This is a genomic window from Mycobacterium sp. 141, from assembly GCF_000382405.1.
GTDB lineage: Bacteria > Actinomycetota > Actinomycetes > Mycobacteriales > Mycobacteriaceae > Mycobacterium.
In genome coordinates this window covers 333009-352300 of record NZ_KB908256.1, presented here as the reverse complement: position 1 = coordinate 352300, position 19292 = coordinate 333009, and the positions used below count along the sequence as shown (strand labels likewise).

The 19292-nt window shown below is 65.5% G+C and carries 12 protein-coding genes; 4 read left to right on the top strand and 8 right to left on the bottom strand.

Annotated features, from left to right (window positions below; genetic code table 11):
- Positions 1–11 precede the first annotated feature (11 nt).
- Together mgtA and H276_RS0104405 are read right to left on the bottom strand one after the other, a co-directional pair.
- Positions 12–2660 (bottom strand): magnesium-translocating P-type ATPase, encoded by a 2649-nt coding sequence (gene mgtA / locus H276_RS0104410; protein ID WP_019970099.1) that lies wholly within the window; start codon positions 2658–2660, stop codon positions 12–14.
- Positions 2661–2993: 333 nt separating this feature from the next.
- Positions 2994–4826: a molybdopterin-dependent oxidoreductase gene (locus H276_RS0104405; protein ID WP_019970098.1), complete on the bottom strand. Its 1833-nt coding sequence runs from the start codon at positions 4824–4826 to the stop codon at positions 2994–2996.
- Between the two features lie 128 nt (positions 4827–4954).
- On the opposite strand from H276_RS0104405, the gene H276_RS0104400 reads away from it, so the two are divergent.
- On the top strand, positions 4955–6268 hold the full coding sequence (locus H276_RS0104400; RefSeq protein ID WP_036460607.1) for an NAD(P)/FAD-dependent oxidoreductase: 1314 nt from the start codon (positions 4955–4957) through the stop codon (positions 6266–6268).
- A gap of 36 nt (positions 6269–6304) precedes the next feature.
- Here the strand turns inward: H276_RS0104400 and H276_RS0104395 are convergent, their stop codons facing one another.
- A complete protein-coding gene (locus H276_RS0104395) occupies positions 6305–7669 on the bottom strand; it encodes an alpha/beta fold hydrolase (protein WP_051111385.1) in 1365 nt (454 codons plus the stop codon).
- 18 nt (positions 7670–7687) lie between these two features.
- Positions 7688–9532 (bottom strand): S8 family peptidase, encoded by a 1845-nt coding sequence (locus tag H276_RS0104390; protein ID WP_019970095.1) that lies wholly within the window; start codon positions 9530–9532, stop codon positions 7688–7690.
- Between the two features lie 463 nt (positions 9533–9995).
- Here H276_RS0104390 and H276_RS0104380 point away from each other — a divergent pair, with 463 nt between their 5' ends.
- From H276_RS0104380 to H276_RS0104370, 3 genes are all read left to right on the top strand, one after another.
- A complete protein-coding gene (locus tag H276_RS0104380; RefSeq protein ID WP_051111384.1) occupies positions 9996–11771 on the top strand; it encodes a peroxidase family protein in 1776 nt (591 codons plus the stop codon).
- Positions 11744–12868 carry a catalase family protein gene (locus H276_RS0104375; protein ID WP_369758402.1) on the top strand — a complete coding sequence of 375 codons (1125 nt, stop codon included), beginning with the start codon at positions 11744–11746 and terminating at the stop codon, positions 12866–12868. Before H276_RS0104380 ends, H276_RS0104375 begins: the two co-directional genes overlap by 28 nt.
- 120 nt (positions 12869–12988) lie before the next feature.
- Entirely contained in the window at positions 12989–15589 is a 2601-nt protein-coding gene (locus H276_RS0104370; RefSeq protein ID WP_019970091.1) for a LuxR C-terminal-related transcriptional regulator, read from the top strand.
- 79 nt (positions 15590–15668) lie between these two features.
- Here H276_RS0104370 and H276_RS0104365 read toward each other — a convergent pair whose 3' ends face one another.
- The 4 genes from H276_RS0104365 to H276_RS0104350 form a co-directional block, all read right to left on the bottom strand.
- A complete protein-coding gene (locus H276_RS0104365; protein ID WP_019970090.1) occupies positions 15669–16058 on the bottom strand; it encodes a universal stress protein in 390 nt (129 codons plus the stop codon).
- Positions 16059–16151: 93 nt separating this feature from the next.
- Positions 16152–17693 (bottom strand): tripartite tricarboxylate transporter permease, encoded by a 1542-nt coding sequence (locus H276_RS0104360; RefSeq protein WP_019970089.1) that lies wholly within the window; start codon positions 17691–17693, stop codon positions 16152–16154.
- Positions 17694–18218, bottom strand: a complete 525-nt coding sequence (locus H276_RS0104355) for a tripartite tricarboxylate transporter TctB family protein (protein WP_019970088.1) — start codon at positions 18216–18218, stop codon at positions 17694–17696.
- Positions 18215–19210 carry a tripartite tricarboxylate transporter substrate binding protein gene (locus H276_RS0104350; protein WP_036460567.1) on the bottom strand — a complete coding sequence of 332 codons (996 nt, stop codon included), beginning with the start codon at positions 19208–19210 and terminating at the stop codon, positions 18215–18217. Before H276_RS0104350 ends, H276_RS0104355 begins: the two co-directional genes overlap by 4 nt.
- Positions 19211–19292 lie beyond the last annotated feature (82 nt).

Sequence of the window (19292 nt, the reverse complement as noted above, 5' to 3'; positions counted from 1 at the left end):
GCGGCGGTTGTTCAGAGCCAGGTCGGGTGATGACGCAGGTAGCGTTGCTTGACGAGCTGCGCTGTCACTGCATACGCCGCGATCACGACGGCAAGGCAGGCCAGTATCGGAACGGGCAGAGCAGTCAACCGCAGCGGTCCCGCCAATGCGCTGACCGGTAGGAGCAATCCGATCGCGGCGGCGCCGATCGCTGTGGCCGACACCGCTCGCGCCGGTTTGGCGCGCCAGGGAAGCGCCGATGTGCGCAAGATCAGCACCACCAGCAGCTGGGTGCAGAGTCCTTCGGTGAACCAGCCGGTCTGAAACGTCGTCGGTGCGGTGGCCGCGTCAAATACCCACCACAGCAACGCGAATGTGGCGAGGTCGAACATCGAGCTCAACATGCCGAAGACCACCATGAACCTGACCAGCCCTTCGGACTGCCAGCCGCGCGGGGTCCGCAGATCGCCGCGGTCGACGCGGTCCCAGGCGATGGCCAGCTGTGCGGTGTCATAGAGCAGGTTTTGCACCATCAACTGGATAGGCAGGATGGGCAGGAAAGGCAGTAACACGCTTGCAGCCAGCACCGAGAGCACGTTGCCGAAGTTGGAGCTGGCGGTGATCTTGACATACTTCATGGTGTTGGCCAGCGTGCGACGGCCCTCCACCACGCCGCGCGCGACCACGGCGAGATCCTTGTCCAGCAGTACCAGGTCGGCGGCCTGCTTGGCGGCGTCGGTCGCGGTGTCAGTGGCGATTCCGGCATCAGCCAAGCGCAGCGCCGCGACGTCGTTGACGCCGTCACCGAGGAATCCGACCGCTTGGCCGCCGGCCCGCAGCGCCGCCACAATCCGCATCTTGTGGGTGGGGCTGAGTTCGGCGAACACGCTCGCGCGGGCGGCCAAAATTTGGAGTTGATGATCATCGAGTCTGTCGATGTGCCTGCCGACGATCGGCGTGCCGACATCAAGTCCGACCTGACCGGCAACTTGGCGTGCGACGACCTTGCTGTCGCCGGTCAGCATTTTCACCGTGACGCCGTGGTCGGCCAGCATGGCCGCCGCGGTGCCTGCGCTCTCGCGCACCGGGTCGACGAATCCGATGAAACCGGCCAGGATTAGCCCGTTTTCATCGCTATCTGCGTAGGGATCCCACCGGGCAGGCAGGTAATCGACTGCCACGGCGAGCACCCGCATGCCCTGGCGCCGATAGGCGTCGACAAGGTCGTCGGCTTCGACGGCGAGGTCATCGCCTAGCTCGGTGATGGCGCCGTCCAGGCGGACCCGGCTGCACCGAGGCAGAATCTGGTCCGGATCGCCCTTGCAGATCAGGATGTGCTCGTCGCGTTGGCGGGATATCACCACGCTGCTGCGCCGGCGAGTGTGGTCGAAACCGATCTCGTCGATTTTGGTGAAGGCGGCCTCCGCCAGGACATCGAGATGTCGGTCGTCGGCGAGGAGTTCGATGATGGCGTCGTCGAGTTGGGTGTGCACACCGTCGAGGAAATACACTGCCAGATAGGCGAATTCGGCCGTGTTGTCGTCAGGGCGCCCGGTGATGTCGATGCTGTGCGCGTAAACGATCCGATCTTCGGTCAAGGTACCGGTTTTGTCGACACACAAGACAGTCATGGCGCCGAGATCTTGAATCGCGTCCAGTCGGCGCACCACGACCCGCTCGCGGGCAAGTCGGGTCGCGCCGCGCACCAGATTGGTGGTCACGATCACCGGCAGCATTTCGGGGGTGAGTCCGACCGCGACCGCCACCGCGAACATCCCTGCTTGTGCCCACACACCGTTGACCAGACCGTTGACGACGAAAACGATGGGTGCCATCACCAGCATGAACCGAACCAGTGTCCAGCCCACGGTGCGTACACCGCGGTCGAAACTCGATTCCGGACGTGCCGCAGCGGCGGTGCGGGCCAGCGACCCACCGTAGGTATTCGCGCCGGTGGCAACCACGACACCGGTCGCCGTACCCGCGACCACCGCGGTCCCGGCGAAACACAACGTCGTGGTATCCGCGACCGGTTCGCAGAGCCCGCGATCCGGTCTACCTGCAGGTGCGGTGACGGCCTTGGGCACCGGTAACGCTTCACCGCTGAGCACCGCTTGATCGACGACCAGATCGGTCGCCGAGAGCAGCCGCAGATCAGCGGCCACCACGTCGCCGGCCCGCAGTATCACGATGTCCCCCGGAACCAGATCCTGCTGGGGCAGTTCACGTTCCATCGGTTCGCAGTCGTCGGTGGCTCGCCGGCGTACCGTCACCGTCGTCGACACCAACTCGCCCAACGCGCGAATAGCCCGCACCGAACGGGTCTGCTGCCAGTATCGAAGGATGACGGCCAGCGCCACCATGACCGTGACCGTCACCGCGCCGCGCAGGTCACCGACCACGACGAACACCCCGCCCAACCCCACCAGCAATGCCACGAAAGGGCTGCGGGCCGCAGCCAGCGCCCGTGTGACTGGCCCGCCGTCGGTAGCCGGCGCTGACTTGTTTTCGCCGAAGTGATGCAGCCGTTCGTCAGCTTGCTGTTCGGTCAACCCGCGCGGGGAGCTCGCCACTCGCTGAAACACGGTGAACACGGGCGCGTCGGCCAACTCGGTCAGCGGATAGTCCTGGCCGACAACGAGATCCGGCCGGGTCCTCAGCCGCGGCGTGGGGTGGGTCATGGTCGGGCCCTTCTCGCGGAGAAATCATGCATCGTCGAGAATCTCTGAAGCGATGACCTCCACCCGACTGTTGCAGCTAGTCCAGACTCCCTCGGGATCGGCGGCCGCGCACAGCGATGTGGAGGCAGCTACTACTTCCCTCCGCCATGGCGGGTCACCTCCTCCCATCACGTCATCACGCGCCGCAGGCGTTCACTACGCGACGTAGCTCACACCGGGTCCGCTCACCAGTAGACCCGAAACAGCCCAAACAGTCAAACGATTGCACAAGTGTTCAGAATGAGACAGCCTGGAAAGCGTCATCGGCGAAACGTGTGTGCCCCAGCCAATGAGTCAGATCGGCATTCGGTACCCGAAGTACTCGTGGTCCTCGTTGTAACCGCCCTGGCCCTTGCCGATGTGGTCGAAGCTGTCGACGAACTCGATGGACTCGATCCACTTGACCTGTTTGAAGCCCAGCTCACGCTCGTTACGCAGTCGTAAAGGAGCGCCGTGAGATTCGGTGAGCGGTTCACCGTTCATCTCGTAGGCCAGCAATGCCATCGGATCCCGCATGTGATCGATCTTGTGACAGTCGTAGTAGCGGCCTTCGCCGGGTTCGGAACCGTCGGCCATCGACCGGAACACCACCCACCGCGCCGACGACATGGGACGAACGATGCGCATGACGTCCGGCATCCGGACACCGCCCCATTTCGCGATGCCCGACCATCCCTGAATGCAGTAGTGCTGGGTGATCTGCTCGTGCTTGTCCATCGCCAACAGCTCCGCATAGCTGAAATCGGTCGGATTCTCGACCAATCCCCCCACGTGCAGGGTGTACTCCGACCAGTCCCCGGCCTGGAGCTGCCGATACGCGCCCGACGTCGGCAGGGTGCCGTTGGACCAGAAATAGGGCGAGATGTCCTTTTCGGAGTAGTCAGCACGGGGATGGAACCACTCCATGAGTCCCTTGATCCAGCCGATCGAGGACTGGCCGACCTTCTGCACCGTCCGTGGGTGTCGCAGCGTGATGGGAGACGCGAAAAGCCACAAGACGACGATCACGGCCATGGCCGCCAGGTAGATGACCAACGCCCAGTAGGAATCGGTGTTGGTGCCGAACACAATGTGGTTCAGATTTCCCACCAGCCCGGTGACGAAGACCATCGCGGTGTGGATGGCGATGAAGAACACCATCCATAGCAGGATCAGGAAGTGGATGGACCGTGCGATCTGCCGGTTGGTCGGCCCCTTGCCCAATCCGAAGCGCGCCGCAATCGCCGGGGCCTGTAGTAGCCCGGTGATGAACGCCAGTGGCGCGAACACCCACACCGTCAAGAAGTAGGCGATCAACTGCAGTCCGTTGTAGGCGACGAATCCTTCGTTGGCCGGAAAGTCCAGGGACAGGTACTGCACGGCCGTGGACGCAGCGTTCGGGATCACGTCCCATGACTGCGGAACGATGCGGCGCCACTGCCCGGTAGCGAACAACAGAATGTAAAAGATCGCCCCGTTGAGCAGCCAGAGCGCGTCGAAGGTGAAGTGCCACCACCGCGCAAGCCCGATGGTGTGGCGAACACCGGGGATGCCCAGCCAGGTGGGCAGCGACACCGAGTCGTCCTTGGCGGTCCACACTTGCCTGGCTTCAGTAGGGCTCAGTCGATCGGGCGGGATTGGCCCACGCAACCTGAGCCAGGCGGTGCCCGGTGTGCTGCCCGCGTTGAGATACAAACGAGGATGGTCGGCCAGGATCTGCAGGCCCGCCCGGATGATGAACATCATGAACACGATGTTGAACAGGTGACTCCAGCGCAGCCACGCCGGAATTCCGGGCTCGATGTGGCCGCGGGCGGCCGCAGTCCCCGGATAGCGCTGGATGAACTCCTGCATCCAGTCGAACTGCCGGAGTTGCTGAGCGATGACCACACCGACGAGCACCCCGGCCACCCCGAACGGAATCAGCCATAGCGTGCTGATCCAGCGGTGACCAATCCGAATCGACGGAATACGGGCGGGTTCGTCGGCGATCCCGCCGGCCCATTCACCAAGGCGAACCCGTTCATCGACAACACTCGGTCGTCGAGACACCGGTTCACGATCTGACACGCCAGTGCCTTCGTGACCGTCAAACTCCATAGCTGTCATCTTGCCGGGCGCCTGCCCCTGACACTTGCCTTCGACCATTTCACGGAAATGTTGCTGTGCACACCCACCGGTGGCTGTATATCGATCAAACCTCTACTCTCAATCGGATTGCCCGCGTTGCCCTGAGCTTGCTCACCGACGACCGCATCAAGGGAGGAATCACCCATATGGCCGCAGAAGAGCCGGACGTACTGATCCTCGGCGGCGGACTTGCGGGTGTCGCCTGCGCGCGCCACCTTGGCCAGCAGGGCCTTGCGGTCACACTTGTCGACCGCAACGACTACAACCAGTTTCAGCCGCTGCTGTACCAGGTGGCGACCTCACAACTGCCCGCAGAGGACATCGCGCGGCCGCTGCGCGCGATCACAGCTGACCTGCCCAACGTCGATGTCGTCGTGGCGGATGTCGAGTCCGCCAACCTGTCCGATCGAACCCTGACGCTGCGCGACGGGCGAACGATGTCCGGCGATCACCTGGTGATCGCTGCTGGAGCCCGCCCGAATTTCTTCGGCGTACCCGGGGCCGCCGAGCACTCGTTCCCGCTCTACTCGGTAGCTGACGCCGAGCGGTTGCGGCTGCACACCCAAGCCCTGTTCAACCGTCCCGACGAGGACGGGGCGCTCGACATCGTGGTGGTGGGCGGCGGGCCGACCGGCGTCGAGACAGCCGGAGCGCTGGCCGAACTCGGGCGTGCCCTGCGGGTGACCGGTCAGTTGCCCGACAGGGGGTCCGTGCACATCGTTGATCATGGCCCCGCTCTTCTTGCACCGTTCTCGGACAAGGCGCATGAGTACGCCCGCAAGAAGCTGACCGCAGAGAACGTCGTCGTCCACTCCGGCACAGGGGTAACCCGCGTGCGGGAGGACGGGGTCGACCTCAACGACGGGACAGCCATCGTCGCGCGGACGGTGATCTGGGCCGGCGGGGAGTCCGCCGCATCGATCGCGAGCGACGCCGGATCCGCCACCGGGCGGGGCGGTCGCATCGACGTCCGCCCGGACCTGACCGTCGAAGGATTCACCGGTGTGTACGCCGTCGGGGATGTCGCCAACGTGCCGGACGGAGACGGTACGACCGGAGCCGCACTGCCCCAGCTCGGTTCGGTAGCGCAGCAGTCGGGGACGTGGGCGGCACGCAACATCGTGCTCGACCGACAGGGCAAACAACGAAAGCCCTTCCGGTATGTGGACAAGGGCATCATGGCGATGATCGGCCGCAACGCTGCCATCGCCGAGGTCGGCAAGCACCGCCACCAGGTCGAGGGTCCGGCTGCGTTCGCCGCGTGGTTGGGGGTACACGCGATGCTGGTGAGCGGCGTGCACTCCAAGATCGATACCTTCCTGACCTGGGCGTGGGATTACTTCGAGCGTGACCACTCGGCGATGCTGGAGTTCTACTCCGCGCCCCGGCGGATCGTCTGGGCACACGACGAAAGCGAGCGCCCCCACATATCGCTCGACCGAGCACAGCAAACCGATTGATCCGGTGACCGCGGGCGGCCCGCAAACGATCACGGCTCACGGCTTGCTCAAGCCACCCGCGTATGCGGTCACCCAGCTCAGTTCCGGGTGGAAGATGTCGCTGTGCGCGCCCGACGGGCCCACGTCGGCTTTCACCACTGCCGCCGCGTCAAGGTTGAACAGCTGGCGCGGCTGGAACTTGTACGGCACACCCTCGTCGTTGAGCGGCTGGGTCACCGCACGATAGGCACCCAGCGAGCCCATCGCCCGCCACCGGAACAGCGGGTCGTCGAGCTCGGCCGCATCGTCACCCGCGGCTGCCGAGGCCAGCGGGTAGAAGGTGCTCAACGCACGGTCGTAGCGGGAGAAGCAGACCGTCACCGGCCCGTCGACGCGATTCTGGCACCCGGCAAGCGCGCCGGAGGCCTGGCGGAACGGCAGCCGGTCGGCGAAGGCAAACCGTGAGTACGCCGCCTCCAGCAGCGTCACTGCCTTCACCGGTGACGGCTTGCGCTCCCGCAATCCGGCCAGCGCGTAGGACACCAGCCGGCCGCCGAAGCTGTGGCCGACGAGATGGAACCGCAGCGCGGGATACCCGTCGGCCAACCGGTCGATGGCCGGGCCCAGTCCGTTGCGGCCGATCACGCCGGCGCGGTTCTTCATCTGCCAGTAGCTGAGCTGCCGTAGTGCCTCCTTCGCGCCGTGCCACACCTTCTGGCCGAGATCTCCGATGCCGGCCGCGCCGCCGCCGGTACCGCCGAACGTGGCTCCGGCGTCAGCCAGCCGGTCACCGAACTTGGTGAACACGTCGACGGGATTGCGCTGGGGGTCAAGCATTCCGGGGGTGCCAGGGGGCAGCATGCGGGCCGGATCTACTTCGCCGTCGGTGAATCCGGTCTGCGTGTGGGCGTTGAAGGCCCGCAGCGCGGCGAACATCTGCGTGGCCCGTATCGTGGTGGGCGGCTGGGCCAGCAGCCCGGCGATCACGTCGAGATCCGCACTGCCGCGAGGGAACATCGCCTTGAGGTCGGCGAGTTCGGCAGGGTCGATCGTCGGCGCGCCTGCGGGAAAGGTCGGAGCCTGCGCGAGTGCGACGGCACCCTCGTCGTCGGTGTCCTGTCCATCGGCGAAGTCCGGGATCGGCTCGTCGCGCCACAGCTGCGACGGCCACCGGAGCCCGACGAAACCAACCGTGTAGGACGGATCCAGTTGCGGCGACAGCAGTTTGAACCACCGCTCGTACAAGGATGTCGCGGCGGCCTCGTCATTGTTCCAACCATGCGAGAAGATCACCAGATCGGTGAGCGCACTTGCCCGGATACCCTCGGTCAACGCAGCCGAGGTCACCGGATCGATATAACCGTCAGCGTCGAACACCAGTCGAAACAGCGGTCTGCCGTCGATGCTCTCGATGTTGTCCATCAGTTTTCCTTTCGCCACTCATACCGATTGCAGTGCGCGCAGCAGGTCGACCAGACCGCTGCCCTCGAAAGCTGGGTCGCGGCCCAGCGAGGTCGCCGATTCGACGAAGATGCGTTTGATGTCCTCGGGCTTGCCGATGAGTTCGCTCTGGACGGATAGGAATGCCGCGATAGCGCCGGACACGTGCGGGGCCGCCATGCTGGTCCCGGTGGCTTCGACGTACAGCGCCACCCCGTCCGCGATCGGCGCCTCGGTCTGCTGCTGGACGCTGATGCGGTTCTTGCCTGCCGCGGCCGAGGTGATGCGCTCCCCCGGCGCCACGAGGTCCGGCTTGCGCCGCCCGTCACCGGTCGGCCCTTTCGACGAGAAGTACGAAACCCCATAGGTGTGCGGTGAATCCCGGTGGGTCGCGCCGACCGTGATGGCCCGTTCGGCGTTACCCGGATCGTTGATCGTCATGTCCGCGCTGAACTTCGTGACGTCACTGGCGAACAACGGGTTCAACGACACGTAACCCGTGTTGCCCGACGCGACGACGACGACCACTCCCGAGCGCACGGTCTTGTCGACCTCCAGACACAGCGGACTCTGCCCGCACGCGAACCACTCCGCGGCGAATTCGTAGCCCAGGCTGAGGTTCACGCCGTGGATGCGGGGCATTCTCTCGCTGCGCGCGTTGACCTCACGGACGTAGTCCAGGGCCCGCATCACGCGGCTCACGCGCGACGTCTGGTCACCCGGGCCCAGCACCTTGAGGCTGACCAGCTTGGCCCGCGGCGCCATCCCGGCCAGCTTGCTGACATCGGCGACCGCCCGCTGCTGCAGGATCGGGTCATCCCCGCCCGGGGCGCCGACATTGAAGCGTTTCTCGGCGACGTAGACGTCCTCGGGTTTGAACCCCACCAATCCCCCGGCGATGATGCCCGCGACGTGGGTGCCGTGCCCGTCGTCGTCAGTGAGAGCGGACTGGATCTGCTCACCGGCGGTGAAGTCGCGATGCAGATCGGCTACCGCCGGGTCGTTCAGGGTCTGATGCCCCATGAAGTGCGGATGATCGCCGGCGATCCCGGAATCGATCACCGCCCATACGATCCCGTCACCGAAGCTGTCGAACGCTCGCTGCGCCGGGACGGCCTTGATGGTGGTGGAGGACGCGTCGATGAGCGGGTGGGTCTCGAAGTCGGGCCAGACCCGGTAGACCGCCCGCTCCGGCCAGCGCTGTGGTACCGCGTCGGCGGATACCAACCCCTCGATCTGGCCGGTGGTCAACTCGCCCACCAGGTACTGTCCGGCGACGGGCACCGGCACCTCCACGCCGCCGACCAGTTGCCACAGGTCGCGCACCCGCTGCATCGCCGCGTCCATGCCACCTGCATAACGCAGGTTCAATTCGATCATGATCGGCCACAGCACATCTCGGGCCGTGGCGGGATCACCATGAGGAGGAACAAGAAACTTCGCTCGCAGCGGCGGCGTGATCACTCCGGCCAGGAGCGGATCACGGCCCAGCCCGACAACAGCCTGGGCCGCGGGCGCGAGCGCACGTTCGTCAGCTGCCAAGGCCGACGCACAGGCCGCATCGACACCGCGCCGACCCGCCGCCGTCAACTGCACGGGAGTAGCGGCCCCGGCGGGCTGGGCAGCGACGCCGGCTCCGATGAGTTGTTCGACGGCCCGATCGACCTCACCATGCCACTTCGGGCTGCCGGCGACACAGGGGCGGTCCTCGGCGGCGAACCGGGACGCGAAGCGCGCGGCCACCGCCTCCCGGATACGTTGCAGGTCCGCCCGAACCTCCAGCGCGGCCAGGCACCCGAGCGCGCAATGCACCCGGTCGAGCCATGGATCTTCGACTGCGGTCACCGGGCTACCCCTGGCATGGCATCGATCTCAATCCGACAGGTGCCGGTCGTGGTCCCAGCGCTCGAGCCAGCGCTGCAGGTCGTACACGCCAAGCACCACGGTGATGAGCAGCAAAACCGGTAGTACGGCGAGCCACGCCATCATGGCCGGCTCGACTCTCGGTCGGTCGAGGTCACAGACATCTCGGACATCTCTGGTTCTCCCGTCAGCAAGATCTATTGCCGATACCAGAAAACGTACGACCCTGCCGATACACCTGACACGAGTGGCGCACTACTCCAGTTCAATGGGTATTACCCCATTGCCCACGCAAGTAGTCGTCGGGCTCTCGCGGGGCTCGGGTCGGTTCGAGTAGCGCACTACTCATGTGCTTTCCGGTCCGCTGCGGCAACATTCCAAACGTGCGCGGATGGGGAAAACGGATATGGTGACCACGGCTCGGCGCCCGAGCCGGTTGGCCGACATGGCCGCCCGGTTCGCCCAGCTCGTGGACCAGACCATCGGCTGGTTCCGGCTACCCACGGTGCTCGGTCTCGGCGTGCTGATCGGCCTGCGTCACCAGTTGCGTACCCAGAACCTCTATGACCCCGGTCCGGTTCCCGACCCCGGCGACGACGATCCGGGTAACTACCTCGTCGCCCGTACCCGCGACGGCAGGCACAACGATCTGGGCATGCCGCAGATGGGAGCGCTGGGATGCCGTTTCGGACGCAATGTCCCGCCGGCACATCAGTATCCGGAAACGGCGACGCAGTTGCTTGAGCCCAACCCACGCCTGATCAGCCGAACGCTGCTGGCCCGGACCGAGTTTCAACCCGCCACCACACTCAATGTGCTGGCCGCCGCGTGGATCCAGTTCGAGGTGCACGACTGGTTCAGTCACGGCACCGCGCCGACCAGGCCGTGGGTTGTACCGTTGGCCGACGACGACCCGTGGCCCCACCGTCCCATGCGGGTGGGCCGGACCGCCCCGGACCCGCATTCCGATCCCGCCGGCCCGGCCACGTTCACCACCCAGGAGACCCACTGGTGGGACTCGTCACAAATCTACGGCAGCACACCGGCATTCGCGAACGCACTGCGGTGCCCTGATACGGGGCGACTGCGCCTGGACGACTCCGGCCTGCCGCCGCCCGACGTAGAGGCGACGGTGGACCTGACCGGCACGGCGGCCAACTTCTGGGTCGGCTTGGCACTGCTGCATTCGCTGTTCATGCGCGAGCACAATGCCATCCGCGACCGACTCGCCGAGGCCTACCCGCAGCTGTCACCGCAGCAGCTCTACGACAAAGCTCGCTTGATCAACGCCGCATTGATGGCCAAGATCCACACCGTCGACTGGACCACGGCGATCATCGCGCACCCCACCACGGTCGCGGCCATGCGGGCAAACTGGTTCGGGCTTCTCGGCGAGGGTTTCGCACGCCGCTTCGGCCGGTTGACCAGCAGCGTTCTGCTGCACGGGATCCCCGGATCGCCCACCAACCACCACGGCATCCCGTATGCACTTACCGAGGAGTTCGTCGCGGTGTACCGGATGCATCCGTTGGTCCCGGACACCTTCACCTTCCGTTCGGCCGTCGACGACATCGTGCTCTCCGAACACGAACTGCCGGACCTGACCGTGCAGAACGTCCGCGCCCGGTTCACCGAGACGTCGATGACTGATCTGCTGTACTCGTTCGGTCGCGCCAATCCGGGCGCCCTGAACCTGCACAACTATCCGCACCACCTGCAGCATCTGCAGCACATTGACGGTGAGTTCCTCGATCTGGCCACCATCGATCTCATCCGATCGCGGGAACGAGGGGTCCCGCGATACAACGAGTTTCGACGGTTGTTCCGGCTCAGGCCGGCGGCCAGTTTCGAGGAACTCACCGGTGAACGCAGCCTGGCCGCCGAGTTGCGGGAGGTCTACGACGACGTCGAGGCGGTAGATCTCATGATCGGCCTCTACGCCGAACCGAAACCGCCCGGATTCGGCTTCAGCGACACCGCGTTTCGGGTGTTCATCCTGATGGCGTCGCGGCGGCTGGAGAGCGACCGGTTCTTCACCGACAGCTTCCGCAGAGAGATCTACACCGACGTGGGCATGGCCTGGATCCGCGACAACAACATGCGCACGGTTCTGCTGCGGCACTTCCGGGAGCTCGGCCCCGCGCTTGAGGGCGTGCGCAATCCGTTCACACCATGGAACCCGGTCGGCGCCGCATCTCCGAGAGAGGCCACTGCACGATGACCGTATCCGAGGAGACGACGTTCGTTCGCTACCGCGACGATCTGGAACAGCCGAGGCCCGATGAGGCCGAGGTGATCGCCAAGATTGTTGACGCGTTGCACAAGAACAACGTTCGGGCCTACAAGAAATTCAAACACGGGCTGCGCGACGCCCATGCCAAGAGCCACGCAATCCTGCGCGGTGAGCTGACCGTCTATCCGGACCTGCCGGGCCCTCTGGCCCAAGGGCTGTTCGCCGAACCGCGCACGTACCCGCTGATCGCTCGGTTGTCGACCACCTCGGGCGTTCTGCGCAGCGACCGCGTGCGCGGCGTCCGTGGCCTGGCCATCAAAGTGCTCGGTGTGCAAGGTCCTCGCGCCCGGTCGGGCGACGACGCCACCACCCAGGACTTCATCATGGTGACCCACCGGGAATTCCTGTTCGCCGACGCCCACGACTATCTGGTCAAGGGCATGCCGACGGCCACCCTGTTGGCCCGCCTGCCCGACAGCGTGATGGCCTTGGGCAGCGACATCCTGGCCGGGCTCAAGCGAATCGGTGTGCCGATCCCGCCCAACGTGGCAGTGTTCGTCGCCGAGAACCGGCCCATCCTCGGCGAGACGTTCTACTCCTCGGCGCCGATCCGCTACGGCGACTACGTGGCCAAGCTCCGATACGCGCCGCTCTCACCAGAGGTCAAAGCCCTTGAGAACCAATTACTTCCGAAAGACGCCGACCAGGATGCCCACCGTGATCTGATCATCGACTTCCTGTCCACCCACACCGCCGAGTACGAGCTGAGCGTCCAGCTCTGCACCGACCCGAAAACGATGCCGATCGAGGATGCCACGGTCCCCTGGCCCGAAGACGCCTCACCGCACCGCCCCGTCGCGAAAATTGTTTTCCACCAGCAAAACCCGGCCGGCCCGCAGCGGCGCGCGTTCGGCGACGACGTGCTGTCGTTCAATTCTTGGCGCGCTCTGGCCGCGCACCGCCCGCTCGGCTCCATCAACCGGCTGAAGAAAGATGTGTACGACGCCTCGTCGATCTATCGGCACGAGGTGAACCGGGCCCCCAGCCTCGAGCCGACCGACATCGCCCAACTCCCGGACACATGAGACCGCAAACCCTGAAACCTTTGCCCCATGCCTGCAATCCAGCACCAACAGCCGAAGTGTCACGTCGCTGACACCGCCAGCGGCCGCGGCATCAGCCACCGGCACCTAGACTATGGATCCATGCCCGGGTATTGGCAGATGCTGGACCGACCCGCGGAAGACGCGGCCATCCGCTCCGCACTGAGCAGTTCGGATAGTTGCGGCGTCGTGCTCGTCGGTGCGGCCGGTGTCGGCAAGACCACCCTGGCCCGGGCCGTCACGTATTCGATGGAAAAGAAGGTGCACTGGACGGCGTGCACAGAGTCATCGCGCAGCATTCCGCTGGGCGCCTTCGCATCCTGGGTGCGTCCGTCGGCCTCCCGCGACCCGATAGCACTGCTGGGGTCCGCGCGGGAATCCATTGCCGCCGAAGGTGACACCATCGTCGGAATCGACGACGCCCACCTGCTCGACCAACTTTCGGCCACCCTGCTGCATCAGATCGCCGTCGAGCGCACCGGCCGCGTGGTGGCCACGGTGCGCACCGGTGAGCCGGTTCCCGACGCAGTCACGTCGCTGTGGAAAGACGGGTATCTGCAGCGCCTCGAACTGCAGCCGTTCAGCAAGGAACAGAGCATCGCGCTGATCGAAACCGTGCTCGGCGGCACACTGGAGGGTCTCAGCGCCGACGTGATGTGGCAATCCTCCGGAGGAAATCCCCTCTTCCTGCGCAACATGGTCGAAGGCGCGGTGGACGCCGGGACGCTCACCGAGGTCAACGGTGTATGGCAGTTCCGCGGCCCCACCGTCATCCCGTCCGGGCTTGCCGAACTGCTCGACGATCGTCTGGCGCACGCCGGTGCCGACGTGCTGCACGCACTGAAACTGTTGTCGCTGTGTGAGCCGCTGGATATCGATGCCCTGACCGAACTGGCCGGCGAGGATGCCGTGGATGCGGCCGAGTTGCGTGGCCTGATCCGCATCACCGAGGACGACCGCCAGGTCAATGCCCGGTTCAATCATCCGTTGTTCGGTGAGGTGGTTCGCAGACGCGTCGGTACCGCCTCGGCCCGCAAGCTGCGCGGCCACATCGTCGGTATCCTGGCCGAACGCCAACTGAACACGGCCGCAAGCAGAATCCGGCTGGCCCAGCTGTGCGTCGACAGCGATCAGCCCGCGGCCGCCGACCTGTTGATCACGGCGGCCAAGGATGCGGTTTTCCTGTCCAACCTTCCCCTCGGCGAGCGGCTGGCCCGCGCCGCGTTCGACCGTGGCGGTGGTCTGCCCGCCGCCGAATTGTTGTCCAGGGCGCTGCTGTGGCAGGGCCATCCCGCGCAGGCCGACAACGTGCTCGCCCGGTTCTCCCCAGACGACATGGACGAGCTGCAACTCGTGCAGTGGGGTATCCCGCGGCTGTCGATCCTGTTCTGGTCCATGGGGGACGTCGCCCGGGCGGACCGGCTGCTGGAGCTGCTACGTTCCCGGGTCACCCATCCCAGCCTGCGCCTGGTGGTCGAAGCCGCCGGATCGGCAATGGCCGTCCACGAGAACAAGATCGACACCGGGCTGGCCGCCGCCGAGCGGGTACTGGCCGACCCCGCGGCACCGAAGCAGGCCGTCGATTTCGCAGCGCTGGGCGCTGGGCTGGCGATGCCGGTAGCGGGTCGCGGTACCGCATTCGAGCCGATCGCCGCGCGCTGCCGGGCCGAGCGCAAATCCACCGACGGCATGATCCGGTTGATGGTCCACTACGGCGACGTGCTGGCGCTGACCCATCTCGGCGAGCTGGACCTGGCTGAGCAGCGGGCCGCCGAGTACGCCGAATTCTCCACTGCCGGACAGTTTGTCGGCTGGGCGATCGCGAAGATGATGACTGGTCTGGTAGCCACCTACCGCGGCCAGTTCCGGGATGCGATCACCGTGCTGGAGCAGGCTCTGGCCGCGTTGAACGCGGAATCGTCACTGCCCTGGCAGCTGGTCGGCCGGCTGTTGCTGGCCCGGGCCTACGCCGCAGTGGGCAGCCCGGAACAGGCCGAACGCGTGCTCGAGGACGCGACGGAGCACTCAGGCCCCCATATGGCACTGCATGATCCGCAATGGACCATCGCCAAGGCGTGGGTGGCCGCCGCCAAGGGCGGGCACCGCTCGGCCATCGACCTGGCCCGCGCAGCCGCCGATGCCGCCCACTCGTCCGCGCAATTCGCAGTCGAGGCCGAGGCACTGCACCATGCCGCACGCTTCGGCGACCGGACCGTCACCCGCCGGTTGGAGGCCTTGGCCGGCCGCATCGACGGGTCACTCGCCGTGCTCTACGCCCGGCATGCGGCTGCCGTCGCCGCAGCGGATCCGCGCGAGCTGGACGCGGTGTCGGAGGCTTTCGAGCAGGCCGGCCTGAACCTGTCGGCTGCCGATGCCGCGGCTCAGGCCGTCCCCCTGCACGACCGGGCCGGCGAGCGCCGCCGCAGTACCGAATCCGCGGCCCACGCACTGCATCTGGCCGCCCGGTGCGGCGGCGCGGCCACCCCCGCCATCCGATCGGCAGCACGACCATTGCCGGTGACCGCCCGTGAACGCGAAATCGCCGGACTGGTCGCCGGGGGCCTGTCCAACCGCGACGTCGCCGAGCGGCTCACCGTGTCGGTGCGCACCGTCGAAGGCCACATCTACCGCGCCTGCATCAAGCTCGGGGTCGCCGACCGCGACCAACTGGCCAAGATCGTGTGGAGCGATCTGGGCCAGTAACGCGCAGCTCCCCTCGCGAGCAGTCACGCAGGTACCCGAAATGCGGTGTGTCGCGTACTTAGGTGTCTGCTCGGCGGCGTTACTCGGGGGGTTTGACCGCCAGCACGGGCTTTGCGCACTCCAGCAGCAGCTGCTGCGACACACTACCCAGCAGCAGCTTTCCGACCGGGCTGCGATGCCGGATACCGATCACCAGCAACTCGGCGTCGGGGCGGTCCATCGCCTTGAGCAACTCTGCGACAGTGTCGACGCCTACAGGGCGGTGCAGCTCGAACGCCACCCCGCTCGCCCGCAGATGTTCCTCCATGGTGTGGACCTCACCTGCGCGGGCGAACCGGGTGTCGACGTATGACTCGCCGGAAGTCGCGTTGATCACCAGCAATCCGGTGTCGCGCAGGCGGGCCTCGGCGATGGCATGCTCGACGGCTGCCTGCCCGAACTCGTCTGCGCTGTAACCGACGACGATCATTATTTCTCCTCGCGCAAGCGCTCGTCGGTCATTTTTTCTCCTCGCGCAAGCGCTCGGTCGTTGTCTTCTCCTCGCGCAAGCGCTCGTCGGTAGTCATGAGTGGGCCGCCTTCTCTTTCTGATCCGTGTCGTCCTCGACAACCAACAAACTCTCCTCACTCCGGTGCATCAGCTTGAGCACCAACGGCACCAGCAACAGGAGAGCCATGAGCACGTAGGTGACGATCGCGACCGGTTCGGTGAACAAGCTGCTCCAATCGCCGCCACCGAGCTGCAGGCTTTGGCGCAACTGCCGTTCAATACGCGGCCCCAGGATCACGCCGATGATCAACGGCAGCACGGGCAATCCGAAACGGCGCATCATCAGGCCGAGCAGGCCGAACATCAGTAGCAGCGCGAGATCCATCGGTTGCACGTTGACCGCGAGCGCACCCAACGTCGCAAAGAACAGGATGCCCGCGTACAGGTAGGGCCGCGGGGTGCGCAGCAGCTTCGCCCAGATCGGCGCCAGCGGCAGGTTGAGCACCAGCAGCAGGAAGTTGCCGATGAACAAGCTCGCGATGAGCGTCCAGATCAGCAGCGGCTCTTTCTCGAAAAGGGTTGGGCCGGGCTGGATTCCGTAGGACACGAAGGCCGTCAGCATGACCGCCGCGGTGGCGTTGGTGGGCAACCCCAGCGACAGCATCGGCACCAGTGTGCCTGCGGCAGAGGCGTTGTTGGCCGCCTCGGGCCCCGCCACGCCTTCGATCGCGCCCTTACCGAACTCCTCGGGATGCTTGGAGAGCTTCTTCTCGGTGATATAGGACAGGAAAGTAGGCAACTCGGCGCCGCCGGCAGGTAAGGCGCCGAAGGGGAATCCGTACGCGGTGCCGCGCAGCCACGGCTTCCACGACCGTCCCCAGTCCTGCTTGCTCATCCATGGCCTGCCCACGGGGATCACTTCGGCGGGGCGTCGGCGCAGATGTGCGGCCACCCAGAGCGCCTCTCCGAGTGCGAAGATCGCCACCGCGACGACGACGATGTCGATACCGTCGGATAGCAGCGGCATACCGAACGTCGCGCGTGGTTGGCCGGTCAGGAAGTCGATACCGACCACACCGATCGCCAGACCGAGGAACAGCGAGATCGCGCCACGCAGTTTGGAAGCCCCGAGTACCGCGGTGACGGCCACGAGCGCGAACAGCATGATCGCCAGATAGGAGGGCGCACCGAGGGTAACCGCGAAACGTGAGATCGCCGGCGCGAATGCGGCCAGCAGCGTAGTGCCGATCGCACCCGCGATGAACGATCCGATCGCCGCGGTGGCCAGTGCCTGGGCCGCTCGGCCCGCCTTGGCCATCTTGTTGCCCTCGATCGAGGTGATCACCGACGACGACTCACCCGGAGTGTTCAACAAGATCGACGTGGTCGACCCGCCGTACATGCCGCCGTAGAAGATGCCGGCGAACATGATGAACGCCGCGCTGGGGCTGACGTTGTAGGTCACGGGCAAAAGCAGCGCCACCGTCATGGCGGGTCCGATGCCCGGCAGCACGCCCACTGCAGTGCCCAGCAGCACGCCGATGCAGGCGTACAGCAGATTCATCGGAGTCGCCGCCTCGGCGAACCCCTGCATCAACCAGTCGAAGTTCTCCATTTACAGAATCCCGTCCAAGATGCCTGCAGGCAACGGAATTCCGAGCCCGGAGTAGAAGCCGTAGAAAGTCAGCACCGACAGCACCGCACCGATCGCGATGTTGCGGACGTAGTGGTGGTTGCCGAGGATGGTGGCCGCACCACCGAAGAACAGTGCCCCGGCGATCGCCCAGCCCAGTGGCTTGACCAACACGATCAGCAGCACGAACAAGCCCACGAGCAGGCCGACGGTGCGCCAGTCCCCCGGCGAGTTCGGGTCGACGTCCTCGCCGGCGTCAGCCTCACCGACCGATCCACGGGGAATTGCGATCGCCAGGATGATCGCCAACAAGATCAGGATGACGCCGATGGCCACGGGGAAGAACTTCGGGCCGACGGGGTCGACCTTGGCGAAACTCGCCGTCAGCGTCAGTGCGTCGTAGATCAGGTAGGCGCCGACCGCGACCATCACCACACAGACGATGTACTGGGCCTTGTCGACCGATCTGGTGCCTTGAATCTCTCGTGGTTCTGGTGCGGCGGTCATATCAGCCCCAACTCGGTGAGCGTCGACGAAACGCGTTCGTCCTGGTCTTTCAAGAACTGTTCGAACTCCGCACCGGTGATGAACGCATCGGTCCAGCCGTTCTTCACCAGTGCCTCCTGCCACTGCTGCGTGCCGTGCAGGTCCTCCAGCGCCTTGATCATCGCTTGTCTGGCATCGTCGGATATTCCCGGCGGCGCAAGAACTCCGCGCCAGTTCGCGAAGGTCAGGTCGATTCCTGCCTCTTTCAGGGTGGGGGCGTCGATGCCCTCGACCCGCTCCTCGCTGGACACCGCGAGCACCCGGAGTTGGCCGGCCTCGATCTGATCGATGAGTTCACCCGGGCTGGAGGTGCCGACGGTGATCTTCTTGCCGAGCAGCGCGGTCAGCAGATCACCACCGCCGTCGTAGGTGACGAAGTTGACCGATTTCGGCTCGACACCGACGGCCTTGGCCAGTTCCATCGGAAAGAGGTGATCGGGGCCGCCCGGTGACGAGCCACCACCGATGGTGACCTTCGACGGATCCGCCTTCCACGCTGCGACGAAGTCGTCGATCGTCTTCAACGGCGAATCGGCGGGCACGAAGACCGCACCCGGATCCTCGATCAGCTTCGCCAACGCCGTTGCGTCCGAAGCCTTTATCTTCGACCCGTTGGTGTAGGAGGCACCGACGACGCCGAGACCCATCGTCATCATGAGGTCGTCGTTGCCTTTTTCGTTCATCAGCCGGGCCATGGCGACCGTGCCGCCGGCGCCGATCACGTTGAATACCTCGACCCGTCCGGTGATGTCGGTGTCCTCCATGATCTTCACCGCGGTACGCGCAGTCAGGTCATAGCCACCGCCCGGGCTGTTCGGCACCATCATGCGCAGCCTGTGCAGCCCGCGGGTGTCGTCGTTGCGGGTCACCCCACAGCCGGTCAGTGCGAGCGCCGCAACCAGCGTCACGATTACCGCCAGCACTGGCCCCGGGTGTCTTCTTCGACACGTCATCAACTGTCCCCAATCATTTGGATGCTCGGTAATACTGAATCGTGACGTGATCCAGGTCACTGATGAGTTCGCAAAGGAAGTA

Coding starts and splice junctions, on each gene's coding strand:
- mgtA (WP_019970099.1), bottom strand. CDS start 2,660: ATGACCCACCCCACGCCGCGGCTGAGGACCCGGCCGGATCTCGTTGTC.
- H276_RS0104405 (WP_019970098.1), bottom strand. CDS start 4,826: ATGGTCGAAGGCAAGTGTCAGGGGCAGGCGCCCGGCAAGATGACAGCT.
- H276_RS0104400 (WP_036460607.1), top strand. CDS start 4,955: ATGGCCGCAGAAGAGCCGGACGTACTGATCCTCGGCGGCGGACTTGCG.
- H276_RS0104395 (WP_051111385.1), bottom strand. CDS start 7,669: ATGGACAACATCGAGAGCATCGACGGCAGACCGCTGTTTCGACTGGTG.
- H276_RS0104380 (WP_051111384.1), top strand. CDS start 9,996: ATGGCCGCCCGGTTCGCCCAGCTCGTGGACCAGACCATCGGCTGGTTC.
- H276_RS0104370 (WP_019970091.1), top strand. CDS start 12,989: ATGCCCGGGTATTGGCAGATGCTGGACCGACCCGCGGAAGACGCGGCC.
- H276_RS0104365 (WP_019970090.1), bottom strand. CDS start 16,058: ATGATCGTCGTCGGTTACAGCGCAGACGAGTTCGGGCAGGCAGCCGTC.
- H276_RS0104360 (WP_019970089.1), bottom strand. CDS start 17,693: ATGGAGAACTTCGACTGGTTGATGCAGGGGTTCGCCGAGGCGGCGACT.
- H276_RS0104355 (WP_019970088.1), bottom strand. CDS start 18,218: ATGACCGCCGCACCAGAACCACGAGAGATTCAAGGCACCAGATCGGTC.
- H276_RS0104350 (WP_036460567.1), bottom strand. CDS start 19,210: ATGACGTGTCGAAGAAGACACCCGGGGCCAGTGCTGGCGGTAATCGTG.